Origin of the sequence: Neobacillus sp. GCM10027624, from assembly GCF_042675345.1 — a bacterium.
Taxonomy (GTDB): Bacteria; Bacillota; Bacilli; order Bacillales; family Cytobacillaceae; genus Neobacillus; species Neobacillus cucumis_D.
This window is the reverse complement of the sequence record NZ_JBHTHD010000003.1, coordinates 464,467-481,386: the sequence shown is the minus strand read 5'-3', so window position 1 is coordinate 481,386 and position 16,920 is coordinate 464,467. Positions and strand designations below refer to the sequence as shown.

At 37.3% G+C, this 16,920-nt stretch carries 18 protein-coding genes; 5 read left to right on the top strand and 13 right to left on the bottom strand.

What is annotated here, in order from left to right:
- Positions 1 to 677: 677 nt before the first annotated feature.
- Together ACFQZ9_RS07295 and hflX are read right to left on the bottom strand one after the other, a co-directional pair.
- On the bottom strand, positions 678 to 1,949 hold the full coding sequence (locus ACFQZ9_RS07295) for a methionine gamma-lyase family protein (RefSeq protein WP_498942962.1): 1,272 nt from the start codon (positions 1,947 to 1,949) through the stop codon (positions 678 to 680).
- A gap of 15 nt (positions 1,950 to 1,964) precedes the next feature.
- A complete protein-coding gene (gene hflX / locus ACFQZ9_RS07290; protein WP_498942960.1) occupies positions 1,965 to 3,233 on the bottom strand; it encodes an HflX GTPase family protein in 1,269 nt (422 codons plus the stop codon).
- Positions 3,234 to 3,416: 183 nt separating this feature from the next.
- Between hflX and ACFQZ9_RS07285 the strand changes: the two genes are divergently transcribed.
- Positions 3,417 to 4,022: a trimeric intracellular cation channel family protein gene (locus ACFQZ9_RS07285; protein ID WP_498942958.1), complete on the top strand. Its 606-nt coding sequence runs from the start codon at positions 3,417 to 3,419 to the stop codon at positions 4,020 to 4,022.
- 138 nt (positions 4,023 to 4,160) lie between these two features.
- Here the strand turns inward: ACFQZ9_RS07285 and spoVK are convergent, their stop codons facing one another.
- From spoVK to miaA, 3 genes are all read right to left on the bottom strand, one after another.
- Positions 4,161 to 5,108, bottom strand: a complete 948-nt coding sequence (gene spoVK / locus ACFQZ9_RS07280; protein ID WP_026574981.1) for a stage V sporulation protein K — start codon at positions 5,106 to 5,108, stop codon at positions 4,161 to 4,163.
- 143 nt (positions 5,109 to 5,251) lie between these two features.
- Entirely contained in the window at positions 5,252 to 5,482 is a 231-nt protein-coding gene (gene hfq / locus ACFQZ9_RS07275) for an RNA chaperone Hfq (protein ID WP_026574980.1), read from the bottom strand.
- Positions 5,483 to 5,508: 26 nt separating this feature from the next.
- Positions 5,509 to 6,465 (bottom strand): tRNA (adenosine(37)-N6)-dimethylallyltransferase, encoded by a 957-nt coding sequence (gene miaA / locus ACFQZ9_RS07270; RefSeq protein ID WP_498942956.1) that lies wholly within the window; start codon positions 6,463 to 6,465, stop codon positions 5,509 to 5,511.
- A 296-nt stretch (positions 6,466 to 6,761) separates the two neighbouring features.
- Between miaA and mreBH the strand changes: the two genes are divergently transcribed.
- On the top strand, positions 6,762 to 7,769 hold the full coding sequence (gene mreBH / locus ACFQZ9_RS07265) for a rod-share determining protein MreBH (protein ID WP_498942954.1): 1,008 nt from the start codon (positions 6,762 to 6,764) through the stop codon (positions 7,767 to 7,769).
- A gap of 196 nt (positions 7,770 to 7,965) precedes the next feature.
- Here the strand turns inward: mreBH and ACFQZ9_RS07260 are convergent, their stop codons facing one another.
- Positions 7,966 to 8,619 (bottom strand): HAD family hydrolase, encoded by a 654-nt coding sequence (locus ACFQZ9_RS07260; RefSeq protein WP_498942952.1) that lies wholly within the window; start codon positions 8,617 to 8,619, stop codon positions 7,966 to 7,968.
- Between the two features lie 375 nt (positions 8,620 to 8,994).
- On the opposite strand from ACFQZ9_RS07260, the gene ACFQZ9_RS07255 reads away from it, so the two are divergent.
- The gene (locus ACFQZ9_RS07255) at positions 8,995 to 9,507 is read left to right on the top strand and encodes a DoxX family protein (protein ID WP_498942950.1); all 513 of its coding nucleotides are present in this window, start codon (positions 8,995 to 8,997) and stop codon (positions 9,505 to 9,507) included.
- A gap of 68 nt (positions 9,508 to 9,575) precedes the next feature.
- On the opposite strand, the gene ACFQZ9_RS07250 is transcribed toward ACFQZ9_RS07255, so the two are convergent.
- Positions 9,576 to 10,070, bottom strand: coding sequence for a DUF456 domain-containing protein (locus tag ACFQZ9_RS07250; RefSeq protein ID WP_498942948.1), 495 nt, complete (start codon positions 10,068 to 10,070; stop codon positions 9,576 to 9,578).
- Between the two features lie 163 nt (positions 10,071 to 10,233).
- Here ACFQZ9_RS07250 and ACFQZ9_RS07245 point away from each other — a divergent pair, with 163 nt between their 5' ends.
- The gene (locus ACFQZ9_RS07245; protein WP_498942946.1) at positions 10,234 to 11,217 is read left to right on the top strand and encodes a YvdQ family spore coat protein; all 984 of its coding nucleotides are present in this window, start codon (positions 10,234 to 10,236) and stop codon (positions 11,215 to 11,217) included.
- A 47-nt stretch (positions 11,218 to 11,264) separates the two neighbouring features.
- Here the strand turns inward: ACFQZ9_RS07245 and ACFQZ9_RS07240 are convergent, their stop codons facing one another.
- The gene (locus tag ACFQZ9_RS07240) at positions 11,265 to 12,398 is read right to left on the bottom strand and encodes a DUF4179 domain-containing protein (protein ID WP_498942944.1); all 1,134 of its coding nucleotides are present in this window, start codon (positions 12,396 to 12,398) and stop codon (positions 11,265 to 11,267) included.
- Positions 12,399 to 12,410: 12 nt separating this feature from the next.
- Positions 12,411 to 12,920: an RNA polymerase sigma factor gene (locus tag ACFQZ9_RS07235; protein ID WP_498942942.1), complete on the bottom strand. Its 510-nt coding sequence runs from the start codon at positions 12,918 to 12,920 to the stop codon at positions 12,411 to 12,413.
- 100 nt (positions 12,921 to 13,020) lie between these two features.
- Between ACFQZ9_RS07235 and ACFQZ9_RS07230 the strand changes: the two genes are divergently transcribed.
- Positions 13,021 to 13,656, top strand: a complete 636-nt coding sequence (locus tag ACFQZ9_RS07230) for a pentapeptide repeat-containing protein (RefSeq protein WP_498942941.1) — start codon at positions 13,021 to 13,023, stop codon at positions 13,654 to 13,656.
- Between the two features lie 56 nt (positions 13,657 to 13,712).
- Here ACFQZ9_RS07230 and ACFQZ9_RS07225 read toward each other — a convergent pair whose 3' ends face one another.
- The 4 genes from ACFQZ9_RS07225 to ACFQZ9_RS07210 form a co-directional block, all read right to left on the bottom strand.
- Positions 13,713 to 13,892: a hypothetical protein gene (locus tag ACFQZ9_RS07225; RefSeq protein ID WP_498942940.1), complete on the bottom strand. Its 180-nt coding sequence runs from the start codon at positions 13,890 to 13,892 to the stop codon at positions 13,713 to 13,715.
- A 531-nt stretch (positions 13,893 to 14,423) separates the two neighbouring features.
- Positions 14,424 to 15,044, bottom strand: coding sequence for a TetR/AcrR family transcriptional regulator (locus tag ACFQZ9_RS07220; RefSeq protein WP_498942938.1), 621 nt, complete (start codon positions 15,042 to 15,044; stop codon positions 14,424 to 14,426).
- A 387-nt stretch (positions 15,045 to 15,431) separates the two neighbouring features.
- Entirely contained in the window at positions 15,432 to 15,803 is a 372-nt protein-coding gene (locus tag ACFQZ9_RS07215) for a DUF2500 domain-containing protein (protein WP_198311331.1), read from the bottom strand.
- A 197-nt stretch (positions 15,804 to 16,000) separates the two neighbouring features.
- A complete protein-coding gene (locus ACFQZ9_RS07210; protein ID WP_498942937.1) occupies positions 16,001 to 16,888 on the bottom strand; it encodes a DMT family transporter in 888 nt (295 codons plus the stop codon).
- Positions 16,889 to 16,920: the final 32 nt, after the last annotated feature.

Below are 16,920 nucleotides of genomic sequence, written 5' to 3'. Positions count from 1 at the left end.
ATCTATTAGTTCCCGCTCAACCGATTTTTTCGCCTTCACAGGCACTATGTTACCTTGTTAGGTCCCGCTCAACCGATTTTTTCGCCTTCACGGGCACTATGTTACCTTGTCAGTTCCCGCTCAATCGGTGTTTTCGCCTTCACGGGCACTATGTGATCTATTAGTTCCCGCTCAACCGATTTTTTCGCCTTCACAGGCACTATGTTACCTTGTTAGGTCCCGCTCAACCGATTTTTTCGCCTTCACGGGCACTATGTTACCTTGTCAGTTCCCGCTCAACCGATTTTTCCACCTTCATGGGCACTATAAGCCCCTGTCAGTTCCCGCTCAACCGATTTTTTCGCCTTCACGGGCACTATGTTACCTTGTTAGTTCCCGCTCAACTGATTTTTTCACCTGCACGGGCACTATGTTACCTTGTCAGTTCCCGCTCAACCGATTTTTTCGCCTTCACGGGCACTATAAGGCATTGATAGTTCCCGCTCAACCGATTTTTTCACCTTCACGGGCACTATGTTACCTTGTCAGTTCCCGCTCAATCGGTTTTTTCGCCTTCACGGGCACCTAGAACACCTCAAAGTTCTCACGCAAACAACGTTTTCACCTTCACCGGCACTTAGCCCGATTATAAAATCTCGAAAAAGGGCCGCCACAAGTAGCAACCCTCATAGTTTCAGCTAATTTAGTTGAATTAATCCTTTTTCCAGCAAACGATCCACTGCCAGGCAAACAGCTATTTTAACATGTGAATAGGTGAGACCGCCCTGAACATAAGCCACATACGGTGGCCGGATTGGACCATCTGCCGTCAGCTCAATGCTAGCTCCCTGAACAAAGGTTCCGGCCGCCATAATCACATCGTCCTCATAGCCAGGCATATAAGCAGGATACGGAGTGACATGTGAATTAATCGGCGAGGCAAATTGAATGGCCTGGCAGAAAGCCACCATTTTATCGCGGTCATCAAATTGTACCGCTTGAATCAGATCTGTCCGCTCCGAATCCCATTTTGGTGATGAATTCATCCCCAATTTTTCAAGCATAGCCGCAGTAAACACAGCACCCTTCACAGCTTCCCCCACCACATGCGGAGCAAGGAAAAACCCTTGATACATTTCCTGAAGACTGTAAAGAGAAGCACCGGCTTCTGCGCCAATACCAGGTGAAGTCATCCGGTAAGAACAAGCCTCAACCCACTGTTTTTTCCCAACTATATAGCCGCCCGTCTTGGCAATTCCGCCGCCAGGGTTTTTGATCAGGGACCCGGCCATTAGATCGGCCCCAACATGACACGGCTCCAATTCTTCAACAAACTCACCATAGCAATTGTCCACAAACACGACAACATCGCTTTTGATTTCTTTAACAAATGTAATCATTTCTTTGATTTCAGCAATCGTAAACGATGGTCTGGTTGCATAGCCCTTTGAACGTTGGATACCAATCATCTTGGTATTCGGCTTGATTTTAGCTGCAACCGAATCCCAATCAATTGAACCCCTGCTACTTAAAGATACACTATCATAGCTAATCCCAAATTCCTTTAACGACCCGACCCCGTTCCCGCGAATCCCAACAATTTCTTCAAGCGTATCATATGGTTTTCCGGTCATATATAAAAGCTCATCACCCGGTCTGAGTACTCCAAATAATGCAATGGAAATCGCGTGGGTGCCGGAAATAATTTGCGGGCGGACAAGACCTGCCTCTCCCCCGAATACATCTGCATAGACTAATTCCAATGTATCTCGGCCAATGTCATCATAGCCGTACCCTGTTGTCGGGATGAAATGAGAATCACTTACCTTATGTTTTTGATAACTTTGCAACACTCGAAACTGATTTACCTCAGCTCTTTCTTCAATCCTTTTATGTACCTCAGCAACTTGTCTCTCTACTTCCTTGACAATCGGCTGAAGATTTTCCCCATTTTTCAACTGTTGAAACATTTTGTATCTCCTATTCTACACTTTAAATTTCTCTAATTGTCCTGTAATCTGGTGGTCCTTAAGTGAATATCCCCGGCATTGATATAGCTGACTTTCCTCATTAAAACTGAGATCACGCAATACGGTTTCATTTTTTAATAAAGACAACAGCTTTCCTTCAGTCGATGGAACTTCCACTTGATATGGAACCATCGCTTCAATAACGACACTTTCCATTTTTCTTTTTAGCTCATTCCGATCCTCTTTGTCAAATGCACTAATAAAAACAGATGGGGTATTTGCAGTCGGAACAAAATCCGGGTGCTTCTGATCCCTTTTATTATAGACGGTTAATTGCGGGATATCTTTAACTTCTAAGTCCTCAAGCAGTTTATTAACTGTTTTTTCATGATGAAAATAATCAGGATTGGACATATCGACAACATGAAGCAGCAGATCTGCTTCCTTCACCTCTTCCAATGTGGAGCGAAAGGCAGCAATCAGGGTGGTCGGAAGATCCTGTATAAAACCAACTGTATCGGTAATTAAGGCAAGGAACCCGCTTGGTAAAATTAACTTCCGAGTCATCGGATCAAGGGTTGCAAACAACTGATTTTCTTCATAGGACTCTGCCTCGGATAGACGATTAAACAAAGTTGATTTTCCAGCATTCGTGTAGCCGACGATGGCGACTTGAAAGGTTTTATTTTTCTTTCGTCTCTCTCTGTAGCGGTCTCGATGCTGGACAATCACAGAGAGCTGTCCTTTAATATCATCAATCCTGCGGCGGATATGACGCCGATCCGACTCGAGCTTTGTTTCCCCTGGTCCTCTTGTTCCAATTCCGGCACCAAGACGGGATAAAGCCGTGCCCTGTCCGGCTAGGCGCGGTAAAAGATATTGGAGCTGTGCGAGCTCTACCTGTAATTTTCCTTCCTTTGAACGTGCCCTTTGGGCAAAGATATCAAGTATCAGCTGGGTTCGATCAATAATCCGAGCACTGATTTCCCCTGCTAAATTTCTCTTTTGGCTAGGGGAAAGTTCATCATTAAAAATGACTAGATCGGCATCAAGTTCTTCCGTTAATGCCTTTAATTCTTCGACTTTCCCTTTGCCTAGGTATGTAGCTGGATGGATGCGTTCACGTTTTTGAGCAACCGAAATCAGGACTTCACCTTGTGCTGTCTCTGTTAAGGAGGCCAATTCATCCATCGAATATTGAAAACGCAAATCGTCCATCTCTTGTGTTTGGCATCCAACAAGAATTGCTTTTTCAACGGTTTCCTTTGTCTCCGTATTTTCCATCAGCATTCTTCCTTTCGAAAAGTTCTTCCATCATCATATCAAATCATTCCAAAATTCTCTAATTTCCACCAAAAATCAGTTGATTTATCACCTTTAAATGTTAAAATCATATTTGTTTATATTAATATATTATTTTTATATAATGTTTTAGATAAAAGAAATTTTGGGGAGAAATGAGAAGAAATGACTTGGGAAGTGCTAAGTATGATTGGTACAATTGCTTTTGCTGTCAGTGGAGCAATTGTAGCAATGGAAGAAGAATATGATATTTTGGGAGTTTTTATTTTAGGAATTGTTACAGCCTTTGGCGGTGGTGCGATTCGAAACTTGTTAATTGGTGTCCCTGTATCGGCCTTATGGGAGCAGGGATTACTTTTTCAAATAGCCATTATTGCTATATTAGCGGTATTTTTGTTTCCTGCAAATTTACTGAAGCAATGGCAAAAATGGGGAAATTTATTTGACGCGATTGGACTTTCAGCTTTCGCCATTCAAGGAGCCATCTATGCTTCTAACATGCACCATCCCATAAGTGCAATTATCGTCGCTGCTGTTTTAACGGGAATCGGTGGTGGGATTATTCGTGATTTATTAGCAGGACGAAAACCGATTGTGCTACGGTCTGAGATATATGCCGTTTGGGCGATTCTAGCTGGAATCATCATTGGCTTAAAGATTGCATCTAGTCCATGGGAGTTATATACCTTATTTGCAATCGTGACCGTTTTACGAGTCTGTTCTTATACCTTCGATTGGAAACTGCCGATTCGAAGAATTGGACATTATTAAACCTTTCCCATATATTTGAGAAAGGTTTTTTTATTTATAAAAGTCATCACTCTTTCTATTTATATAGAAAAAAATTTCGATTATATAATTTAAACGGTACATAAGAAAAAGACGGGGATTGAATCTCCGTCTTTCTTTCTAATCTTCCTCAAAAATCAAATCATTGCTTCGCAACGTCATTAATTCATGCCGATCATATGAATTTAACATTAGCAGCCTCATCGCTTGGGCCCGGATCGATTTTTCAATAATATTTCGCACATAACGGCCATTTGAAAAACTAGTCGGACTCAACACCGCTTTAACCCAAATTAAATGATCTTTTACCTTTTTTTCGGCTTCATGACTGAAAGTATATTCTCTTTCAGCCAGCATTCGTTTAGAAATTTCCAACAACTGCTCGATGTTATAATCGGGAAAATCAATCACAAGAGGAAACCGCGAATGGAGACCGGGGTTTAAGGTTAAAAAATAATCCATCTCCCGAGAATAGCCGGCAAGGATTAAAATAAACTCATGCTGCTTATCCTCCATATGCTTAACAAGCGTGTCAATCGCTTCTTTGCCAAAATCCTTTTCTCCGCCGCGCCCTAGGGAATAGGCTTCATCAATAAATAAAATACCACCCTGCGCTTTTTTCACAAGGTCGCGTGTTTTTTGTGCAGTATGACCGATATATTCCCCGACAAGGTCAGCCCGTTCTGCCTCAATTAAGTGCCCCTTTGATAAAACATTCATTTTTTGAAAAAGTTTGCCAATCAATCTGGCCACTGTCGTTTTACCGGTTCCGGGATTTCCTTTAAACATCATATGAAGGGCTTGTTTTTTTGCCTTTAAACCCATTTCTTCCCGCTTTTTGTTGACATAAATCCAGGCATAGATTTCTTTTATCATTTTTTTCATTTCATCCATGCCAACCAAAGCACCAAGCTCTTCCTCTATTTCAATTAAAGCCGAATGCTCGGGGGGGATTTCCTTTGGAACAACTTGAAAGTCAGGCATTTTTTTTGGAATGTTTTTTTTCTTTTGTGTGTTGAGGACAACTCTTATTTGACCGTTACTTTTCTCTCGGAATTGTTGATCCAAAGCTTTCACCTCTCAATCTGAAAAACAGTCTGCTCTCAAAATAATCACTATTCCCTCAATCTATGTGTATTCAGTTTTTATACATTTTATTTTGAAAAATAAAAAAGAGCCCAGAGATTTGGGCTCAAATTTATAATTGGATTTTATTCCGCATTCAAATCAAGTTGAACATTTCTTTGCGGAGCAAAGGTTGAAATGGCATGCTTATAAACCAATTGCTGCTTTCCTTCAGACTCAAACAGGACTGTAAAATTATCAAAGCCTTTGATTTGACCCCTTAATTGGAAACCGTTCAATAGGAATACGGTTACATGGGTGTTATCCTTCCGGCATTGGTTTAAAAATTGATCCTGAATATTAATGGTTGTTTTCATTAGTATATCCTCCTCTTTTATCTCTACTAATATGTATTCGATTTTACTTGTAGCTTTCCTTCAACATAATGTGAAATTTCCGTTAATTTTTTCGGGAAATTCTGCACTTCTGTTACATCAAACCATTGTACACTCATCTTGTTCCGAAACCAAGTTAACTGTCTTTTTGCATAACGGCGTGAATTTTGTTTGAGGTTTTCAATCGCCTGTTCGAGGCTGATTTTTTCATCAAGGTAATCATAAATTTCCTTATACCCAATGGCTTGGATGGACTGGCAATCCCTTAGTTCTTGGTCATGGAGTTTTATAACTTCTGTTAAAAGCCCTTCCTCTATCATTAAATCGACACGCATATTAATTCGCTTATACAGTTCCTCTCGGTCCATTGATAATCCGATAAGCGCTGTCTCATATAGGAGGTCCGGCTGTTGTTCGCTTTGCACATCACTCATCTTTTTTCCGGTACAGTGATAAATTTCGAGTGCCCGAATAACTCGCCTAACATTGTTCGGATGAATTTGCGCTGCACTCTCCGGATCAATTCGTGTTAATTCCTGGTGAAGTACCTCAACACCATCATTCTTCGCTCTTTCTTCCAGCTGCAGGCGGAACTCCTCATCGGCAGCTGCATCGGAAAATTGGTAATCATAAATAACAGACTGTATGTAAAGTCCGGTACCCCCGACAATGATGGGAAGCTTACCTTTTTCTGCAATCTCACTGATTTTGGCACGAACGAGTTGTTGAAATTCAGCAACCGAAAAGCTTTCATCCGGCTCGCGAATGTCAATAAGGTGATGTGGAATCCCTTCCATTTCTTCGGGCTTTATTTTTGCAGTACCAATATCCATTCCACGATAAATCTGCATGGAGTCACCTGAGATGATTTCCCCGTCAAACCTTTTCGCCATTTCAATGCTAAGCTTCGTTTTTCCAACTGCCGTCGGCCCAATAATGACTAATAACTTTTGTTTTGAATCCAATCTTTTCACACTGCCCTTATTCCATTTTGAGTGAAAGATCACACCTTCACGTTCCTATCGTAACACATATTTAAAAAGCAGTTGAACATCAAATAAGTATAATCAAAAAATAACCTTTCTATGCATTATTTCAAAGTGAATTTTTTATGACAAATTTATTTCTAAAAAAGCTGGCCTGTTCATTAACATTACAAATAAGTAACGTTTCATTTACAATCGACAAATTACCCCCAAATTCGTGGTAGGGTTATTCGTAGGTTATTCTGTAAGAATACTAGAGAAAAAGGTGAAAAAACATGTTATCTACTTCAGAAATTGGAATTGATTTAGGAACTGCTAATATATTGGTATATACGAAAAACAAGGGAATTGCACTAAACGAACCTTCAGTGGTGGCAATTGATACCACTACGAAGCAAGTCGTGGCAGTAGGTACCGAGGCAAAACAAATGATTGGGAAAACCCCAGAAAAAATTGTTGCAATCCGTCCGTTAAAGGATGGAGTCATTGCCGACTATGATGTGACAACCGAAATGCTAAAAGCAGTTATGAAGAAAGCTGCTAAAATAGGCGGTTTTTCCATCCGCAAACCCAATGTCGTGGTTTGCATCCCTTCTGGTTCGACCAGTGTTGAGCGAAGAGCGATTCATGATGCTGTTCGCAATGCAGGTGCTAAAAAAATAAGCCTAATCGAAGAACCAGTGGCGGCAGCAATTGGGGCAGGCCTACCTGTAGATGAACCTGTAGCAAATGTTGTCGTAGACATTGGCGGTGGAAATACCGAGGTTGCTATTATCTCCTTTGGCGGCGTTGTGGCTTGTCACTCCATAAAAGTTGGCGGTGACCGTCTTGATGAAGAAATTATTCAACACGTACGAAAAGTATATAATGTTCTAATTGGGGAAAGAACAGCTGAAAATATTAAAATGGAAATTGGCTATGCCCTGATTGATCATGAAGAAAAATTCATGGATGTCCGCGGACGCGATTTAGTGACTGGATTGCCAAAAACAGTGAAACTGTCATCCTATGAAATTCGTAATGCCATGAAAGAGTCATTATTACAAATTTTAGAAGCAATTCGGGCAACGCTTGAGGACTGCCCTGCAGAGCTGAGCGGTGATATCGTTGACCGAGGCGTGATATTAACAGGTGGCGGCGCCTTAATGAATGGAATGGAAGAATGGTTGAGTAAGGAGATTTTTGTTCCGGTTTCACTTGCTTCAAATCCACTTGAATCTGTTGCGATTGGTACTGGAAAATCACTGAAATATATTAAAATGCTGCAAACGGCAGCGAAATAAATAATTAAAAAGGTCGAAATCGTTGACGGTTTCGACCTTTTTAACTTGTACATATTTTTTTTGCCGGTTTGGATGATTTATTTGCCGGATTATCGTGATATTTTCCACATTGAGCATTTTATTTTCCTTTTTTCCAATATATTTGACGAGTTATATCAATTTAATTATAAAAATAAAAGTTGTTTGAACTACCCTTTTACACAAACTTTTTAGTAATCCCACTTAACGTTTCCTGGCTCATAGAATCGAGCATATAATCATGATTTTCAAACGGTAAATGCCTCGTTACATCATTCGGAACAATTACACAGTGGATGCCGGCTCCTTTTGCTGCGATTAACCCATTTAATGAATCTTCAAATGCGATAGTTTCTGAAGGGTTTAAACTGCAATCATTTAGGGTATTGATATATAATTCCGGGTCTGGCTTCACTTTTTTTACTTCGTTTCTTGTATTAATTATATCAAAATACTCAATGATCTTTAATTGCTTGAGGTACTGGGTAACCCACTCTCTAGAAGAGCTAGATGCTAACCCAATGATCAAACCCATCTTTTTAGCTTCCTTTAAATATTCGATTACACCCTCACGAAGAGCTGGTTTTTTCATTTTTTCGTTGTACAATTCATGTGCAAGTTCATCAAGCAACTCACAATCTACGTCTTTCCCAACTAACTCACGAAAATATTGAAATAATATCTCATTGCCTGTTCCTATGGAAGATGAGTACTTTGATAAATCCAGCTCTACATGATGCTTATCAAAAAGAACCTCTTTGAATGCCTCGAACCAGACAGACTCCGTATCAACTATTAGTCCGTCAAAATCAAAAATGACTCCATTAATCACATAATCATCTCACTTTACTCTATTTATCATGAGAACACTCACTAAATGATGAACCGCATTAATAGCATCATTTTCCATTTTACATATCCATTTATAATAAGTCAGTAAAATAGCAAGCAATTTTGGATCACATATTACCGAATAAAACAGATTCCACCAACGATTTTTTTCATCGATATAGATATCAAAAAAAGTTACCATTAACATTGTAAATGCCCAAAAAGGAAAATAATTCTTTTTTATTATACCCACTAAGCAAATCTACCTATTTATGGTTTTTTTTTCACTTTTTTATTGACTGAAGTTTTAAAATATTTGATAATGATAATCGTTATCAATGATAATTGTTATCAGTTATACAAAGGAGGATTTATTATGGTTAACCAATTTTTAAGGAAAAACCGCAATGCTTCGCTACTTCTCACCGTTTTTCGAGTATACCTTGGATGGCAATGGCTAAATGCAGGTTGGGGGAAAATATCCAGCGGCAATTTTGATGCAAGTGGCTTTTTATACGGTGCAGTAAAGCAGGCATCTGGTGAGCACCCAGCTGTTCAACCATGGTGGGGGGACTTTTTACAAGATGTTGCAATTCCACATGTTGAACTTTTTAATGTTTTAGTTCCATGGGGAGAATTCTTAGTGGGTATCGCTTTAATCTTCGGATTATTTACTAATTTTGCTATGCTTATGGGCCTTGTAATGAATTTTGCTTATATGTTTTCCGGCACGACTAGCACAAATCCCCAGATGGCTCTAATCGGTATGTTCATTCTTGTAGCTGGGTTAAATGCAGGTGTGATTGGTTTAGACCGTTGGATTTACCCTTATTTAAAAAAAGTGCTATCACAAAAGTCTAAGCAAGAGAAATTCCCTCTAAGTGCTTAACATTAGCTTTTAAAAGTAATGGAACTTTCCTTTGAAAATTAGAAGACAGTTTTCAAAGGAAAGACCCCCTAAAAAATTGCATCCAAAACAAAAACTACAATCATGATCAGCTGAATAAAAGCTTTTGCAAAGGTTCCGCTTAAAAAAGCAATTAATGTAGCAAACGCCACTTTTATCGAACCTTGAAACGTTTTTTTTTGCAGCAGTTCCGCAATCAATACCAACACAAAAGGAACTATAATGACACCAAAGGGTGGGACGACAAAGCTGCCAACAATTAACCCGATTGTTGCCGCCCGCATACCCCATTTGGAGCCTCCCGCTTTGTCCACAAAGTGAAGATTCGCCAAATAATCCGCTAAAAATAACAAAATGGTTAGGAGCACAAGCATGGTCCACGAAACCCAGGAAAGTTCATTTGAATTAATCCCGAATTGATACAGCAGGACCCCTCCCCAAATCAGTAAAACGGACGGAATAATCGGGTATACGAGCCCAACATAGCTGAAGATAAAACTGATAATTATTATTGTCCAAAATATAATGGCTAGGATATGAATCACCTCTATTTCTTACCATTAATAAATTTTTACCCCTCTCCCTTTTATACCCTTCCTTTTTACCTTCGCTTCTTAAATTCCCTCTGTTTTTGTAAATAATAATAATTAATTTAAAAAAGGAATTAAAGGAATAATAGGATTATGCAAAAAAATTTGGAGGTGCAAGATGAATAGTAGTATACCCATAACCGCCTCAGAGTTGGGGAACTTATGGCAGGCTTATCGGGAAAAGTCAATGATGCTGAGGGTCCTCGAGTATTTTATTGAAAAAACGAATGAGAATGAAGTAAAGGATATTTTGCAAAAGGTATATGCAATAGAAAGTAAAAATGAACAAAAAATAAAAGAAATTTTTAAAAACGAAGGAGCCGTTATACCAACAGCCTTTAACGAAAGCGATGTAAATTTAAATGCTCCGCCATTATTTGATGATACTTATATGATTATGTACGTTCGAATGCTGAGTAAAGTTTTGTCCGGACTTTATACCTTACACGAAGGGATGTCCTATCGAGAAGATATTCGTGATTTATATATGGAATTGACAACGGATATGCAACTTACTTATTCCGTTACAACGAAACACCTATTAGAAAAAGGTGTTTTGTCCCGTCCCCCTATTGTACTGATGCCAAAAGAAGTGGACTTTGTAAATGATACCAATTATACAAATGGCTTAAATCCTTTCCGTAAAAAACGGACGCTTAATGCCGTCGAAATTGGTTTAGTTTATCAATCATTGGAAACGAATGTTACAGGTATGCGGCTAATGATTGGATTTGAACAAGTAGCTAAAGAACAGGATGTGAAAAAATACTTTACACGTGGGAAGGAACTAGCCAAAGAAGTAATTTCGAAAATGAGTAATCTTTTATTAGATAGTGATATACCTGCTCCTTCAACTTGGGCCGGTATAACTACTGAATCAACCATATCTCCCTTTTCAGATAAACTTATGATGTATAACACTAATTTACTATCGATTTTCGGACTAGGCAGTAATTCAATTGGAGCTGCTTTTAGTTTTAGAAATGATTTACTATTAAATATGGGTAGTATTATAGCCAATACATTTGATTTTGCTAAAGATGGGGGTACAATTTTAATGAAACACGGTTGGATGGAGGAACCCCCGCCGGCAAAAAACTAGAGCTTGGTGATCCCAAGCTCTTCCAATCCTGTACTATAACCAAGGTCTTATTTATTCAATGGAATCTTAATATACTCCCCAACTTCAAGCACACAGTTTTGGCGGTCCTTAACCGGAGCAAAAAACATAATGTATTCGTCATCTGCTCCCTGTACCTCACCCTTACTAAAAATGGGATCCACCCTTTTACCAGCTGATCTTAAAAACACACCCGATTTTTTCTTATCAACGATATAGCCGTATTTTTTATTAAATGTCCTTGCATGTAGGAACTGATGTTCCAATTTACTCATTACGTGGTATTTTTCTCCATTTTCCGTGATAAGTTTAGTATCAGAACCTGTAACAACCACTCTTGTTTCCATCGCTGAAAACTCAACTTGCTTAATCCTGTAATGTTGGTTTTCAAATATGAATTCTTTATCTACATTTACTGTTTCCCTTGTCGAAATAGCGGATTTGCTGAGCTTGAACTCAAGCGGCCATGTGGTTTTTACTTCCCCTGTTTTTTGATCATCATAGATGGTTAAATTTTCAATTTCCAAACGAATGTTTTGGCCTCCATAATCTTTTATTGAATCAAATGATTCGGCCTCAACCACTTTATTTTCCTTAGCATCATAATACCTGCTGCCCCATCCAACAGAATGTAATCGTTTCTTTGGTGCATTTCCAACAATCAAATTGATTGAACTTTTCCCCTCAAAAATATCGACATAATAATGCTTTAAATTTGTTTTTTTACTTTGATAAGTCAATAAGAGTTTTGTCTCCTTATCATCTGTTAAAACACTCTCAAAGTGGACAGTTATATCATGTTCTTTATCATAATATGTTTGATTTACCGTTTGTCCATGCCCCTCGTTAATCGCCATTTTCAAACCTGAATCATCAATATGTTTACTTGAAAATATTTTATCCAATGCCTGTTGAATAGCTGCCAATGCGGGGGTAAAAGTTAAAGTTGAGACGGTAATTAGGCAAATGGCAGCAGCAATAGATATTCTTTTATATAGACTTCTTTTTTGGTTTTTGGCCGTGACATTATTTTGCATTATAATATCTCCTTGATATCCTAGTTTTTCTGTCTTATGTACCTTATTCTGTATTTCATCCCAAATATCCGGTACCTGCTTTTCTATTGCATTGTCCAGGTGCTTCAGCATTTTTTCCTTCTTCAACACCATTCCTCCCTACTCTATTCCTTTTCGCAGTTTTTTCATGGCCACGTTATATTTCCAAAGAACTGTTCCTAACGGCATTTCTGTGATTTTGGCAATTTCTCTATGCTTCATTCCCGAGATATCCTTTAGGATGACAATTTGCCTCTCCTCTTGATTAAGCAATTCTAAGTATTTCGATAAAACCATTTTGTCTATAGGATCGTCCGAAATATATTGCAGCCTTTCGAAATAATCACCATCAAATCCCGTAATTTCACGTTTTTTCTTTCGATACAGATCTAATGCTGTATTCCTGGATACTGTAATCAGCCATGCTTTCACATTTGAAATCCTTTGATGCTTCATATGCTGAAAAAGTTTGATATACACTTCCTGAAGCACATCTTCAGCCATTTCAAAGTCTCTAAGTATCGATAATGCCATTGCAAAAACAACCTTTTTATGTGCATTGAATAATTGTTTAAATTCTGCTAAGTTATCAATGGGCATTTCCGATTGTTTTACATTCGTATGAACCATTTTAAGCCTCCTTTCATAGAGTAGACGGTTCAATGCCACTTTTTATTGGAAAAATTTATATTTTTATTTAACAAATTATTGAATAAGTGAGGCATTGTAAATGAAGATTGATTTACCAAAAATTTCAGATGAATTACCTACTAGGAATTTCCAGGATATTTTTTATGAAGAAGACCCTGAATTAGAAATGTGTAAAATTGTTGATTCCGTTTTTGAAAATGAAACGGTTGGCAGGGTGCGTCTTTCTAATATGGTGATTAAGAATAGCAGGTTTAATCATACCGATTTTCAAAATATCGATATAACGGATGTAGTTTTCGAGAACTGCGATTTATCGAACGCCAATTTGAGCAAATCTTCTATTCACAGAGTCGTCTTTAAAAATAGTAAATTATTAGGTATCGATTTTACGGACTCTCGTTTTGGAAATGTTCAATTTGAAAATTCCGTCTTAAACTTAACAACATTCGGAGATTCAAAGCTGGAAAAAGCAAGCTTTCAGGATTCTTCCTTAAAAACCACAGACTTTTTTAACTGTAAACTTAAAAGTGTCGAGTTTAAATTATGTAATCTTGACGGAGCCAATTTTGATCAAACTTCACTTAAGGGAATCGATATCAGTACCTCTAATTTTAATACACTTACAGTGGCAATGAACGATTTAAAAGGATGTAAAGTATCAAGTCACCAAGCGATTCAATTTGCAACATTAATGGGTTTGGTTATCAAGGATTAGAGATTAAAAAAAGAAGGTGTTCTGAACAAGTGTTGTTCAAAACGCCTTCTTTTCAATTAAATATAACATTTTAGAAGCCTCACCATTTTAATCAAGATTCCAAGGTTTTTATCTTTTAGGATGATGCCTCTTTGGTTTTGCGGATAATGACTACTATGGATCCAAGCAATCTCTGCTTTTCTTTCTAATTCCTTTTTCTTGGTTTCAAGCAAAATCTGATATTCATAAGGTGGCATTGTAGTTCCCTCCTTTGAAAATTTACTTTGTTTTAAAATAAAACGACCAGACGGTTTATTTTAATTTTATGATTTCACTTACAAAAGGTTCCAATAATAGATAGGAATATTTCTTATACTTCTCATGAAGACCAAAATCCATAAGGGTTACGGGGAAAATGGGTTTCATAAGGGTGATGAAGACCATTTCTCATTGATCAACCTCTGAAAACGGCCTTCATTAAGGCGATGAACACCTTTTCTCATTGATCAACCTCTGAAAACGGCCTTCATTAAGGCGATGAACACCTTTTCTTATTGCTGGACTTCTAAAATAGCCTTCATAAGACATCAGGTCCTAAGTCCCTTTTAGTCAGAGACGATTTTTAGAGAAAATGGAAAGATTATTTAAAACGACCAGACGGTTTATTTTACTGTAAAAAAAATAACTTCCCTTATAAAAACCGACTGTTAGGTTTATTTTAATTAAACCTTCGGAATATTTCAACATTATTTCTCAATAAAGACAACGGCTTATGATCCTTAAGAAATTTATGATGTAATCATGATTCTTTGTAAATACATTTCCTTCACTTCGTTTATTGTCTGTTGATATGGATAATCTTTGTATACAATCGTTTGAGAAACTACTCCATCTATAACGGACCAAAATAAATCTGCAAATACTTCAGGCTGAACATTTTGCTTAATCTCACCAGCCATCTGCCCCTCTGAAATAATCTCGGCAATTTCCCTAACAAAATATTTATGGCGGCGCTCGTTTAGAACTTCCATTAACTCCGGATTCCTTGATGCATGGAGCTTAAACTCAATATGAATCGCGAAATACGCTTTATTTTCTTCCAAAAAAGGATCCATTTCAAGGTAAGCATCAAACCAGAAATTTAATTTTTCAATCGCTGATTTTTTTTTCGATAATTCCAGTTTCTTATTCTCATATACTTGAACAGTTTGATTACTCATCAATTCCAAATAAATTTCATCTTTGCTTTTAAAATAATTATAAATGGCTCCCTTACTGATTCCTGAATGTTCAACAATATCATTAATGGTTGCCTCTTGAAATCCTTTTTTGGCAAAACACACGAAGGCACTATTCAAGATTTCTTTCTTTCTGTTCTCTTTGTGGGCATCAGATACAATTGGTGGCATTTCCATCCCCCTTAAAAATAATTCAATATTTCAACTTCATTTAAACATATTTCCCCACCTATGCCAACATACTTATTAGTTCGACGAAAAAATTTTCGAATCCGTACAATAGTAATATTCGAACTCCAGTGTCCTTGCCATTCTTGATTTCTTTTAACAAATCAGCTATTCTTTCGTTTGTCCTATTAAGCTGCCGCAACTGTTTTTCTATCGATAAAATGGATACTATTACAAAAAAAATTAGCGATACTATTCCTAATCCAAAAATGAATCCCAAATTATACACTCCTTTTTTTATAAGATTTCCTTTCTTTTATGCCAAATTATGGTTAACAAAAATTCAATTGTTTTTCAAGAAGAAAAGCCACCACAAGGCAGCTTTGTCTGTTACAGTACTTCTTTAACTTTAGCAGAGCGAATAAACCCAAGATATCTTGTTCCCTGAAACGTTAACTCGCCTTGATCTCCTTCAACAAGCATTCCGAAGTCATCATCTTTTACCTCAAGTTCCATTCGGTCTCCACTTTCAACTTCAAATGTTACGAAATAATCACTATGGGCCCTAGTTTCTCCACCCCCACGTACTGCAGTTCTTTTTGCAACCACTCGAGCATTTACGTTTAATTTTGGAGAATGATTATTTTTATTCCACTGTGTTATTCCTTTTACAATAGTAAACAAAATTGTAGATATAACGATGACAAATATCACTCCTATAAAAATAGGCCCAAACTGAAACATAAAATCCCCCGCAAACATATAAACCTCCAAAATACTTTTTTCTATATTTTAACATCAGAGGAATTAAAAGTGTCATTTATTTTTTCCGAATTATGGATTGAAAAAGCGATACCTCAGATGAAGTATCGCTGATTGTTTAATTTACTGCAAATAGTGAGTAAAATATTCAACGCATGCAAAAAGCTAGGTAAACTGCCTGACTTATTGCATCATACTTACTCAATATTTTTCCTATAATTTACTTTTAAAAGACTTTTAAAATCTAATTCGGCAATCAGCACACTGATTAATAATAGCATTGCACCCAGGTAACCTTGGTTTGAAAGAGTTTCCCCAGTAAAAATGAATGCAAATCCTGAAGAAAAAACAGGTTCTAAAGTAAAAATAAGGCCAGCATGAGTGGGGGTAGTATATTGTTGTGCAATGATTTGAACAATAAAAGGTATACCTGTACAAAAAATACTTAAGACAAGAGTGGAAAACCATGCTTCCGGATTGTCCGGCAATTTAGGCGTTTCCATAATTAAGGAGAAAATGGTACTAAAAACTCCAACAAAACCAAGCTGCAAGACTCCTATAGAAATAGGATTAACATTTCCTGCTATCTTTCCCGTAACAATAATATGCACTGCATAAAATAAAGCACAAAGGATACATAATAAATCACCGTGTGCTATTTTGAATTGATTATTTAATGTTAAAAGCCCTATACCACATAGTGATAAAGCGATCGCCCATACAACTTTTTTTTCAGGCTTTTGTTTTAAAAATAGGGTTATTATAACCGGAATAAAAATGACGGTTAAACTCATTAAAAAACCTGCATTCGAAATGGATGTATACTTTGTACCGAAAGTAGCAAAAACATAAACAAAAAACAAAATAGCTGCTAATATAAATGCATATTTTACCGTTTGAAAGTTTATTTTTAATAAGTGTTTAAAGAATACAATCCCTGATACAAGAAATGCAATCATAAAGCGCAAGGCGATTAAATTATATTCTTCCATATGATAGAGCGCAATCTTCGTAAGTAAAATAGATGCACCCCAAAAAAATGTAATCATAAGAAGCATTAAATCCGCTCTTAGTTGTGTTTTCATTTCTCTTTCCCCGACAATCTATGTAGTTTATA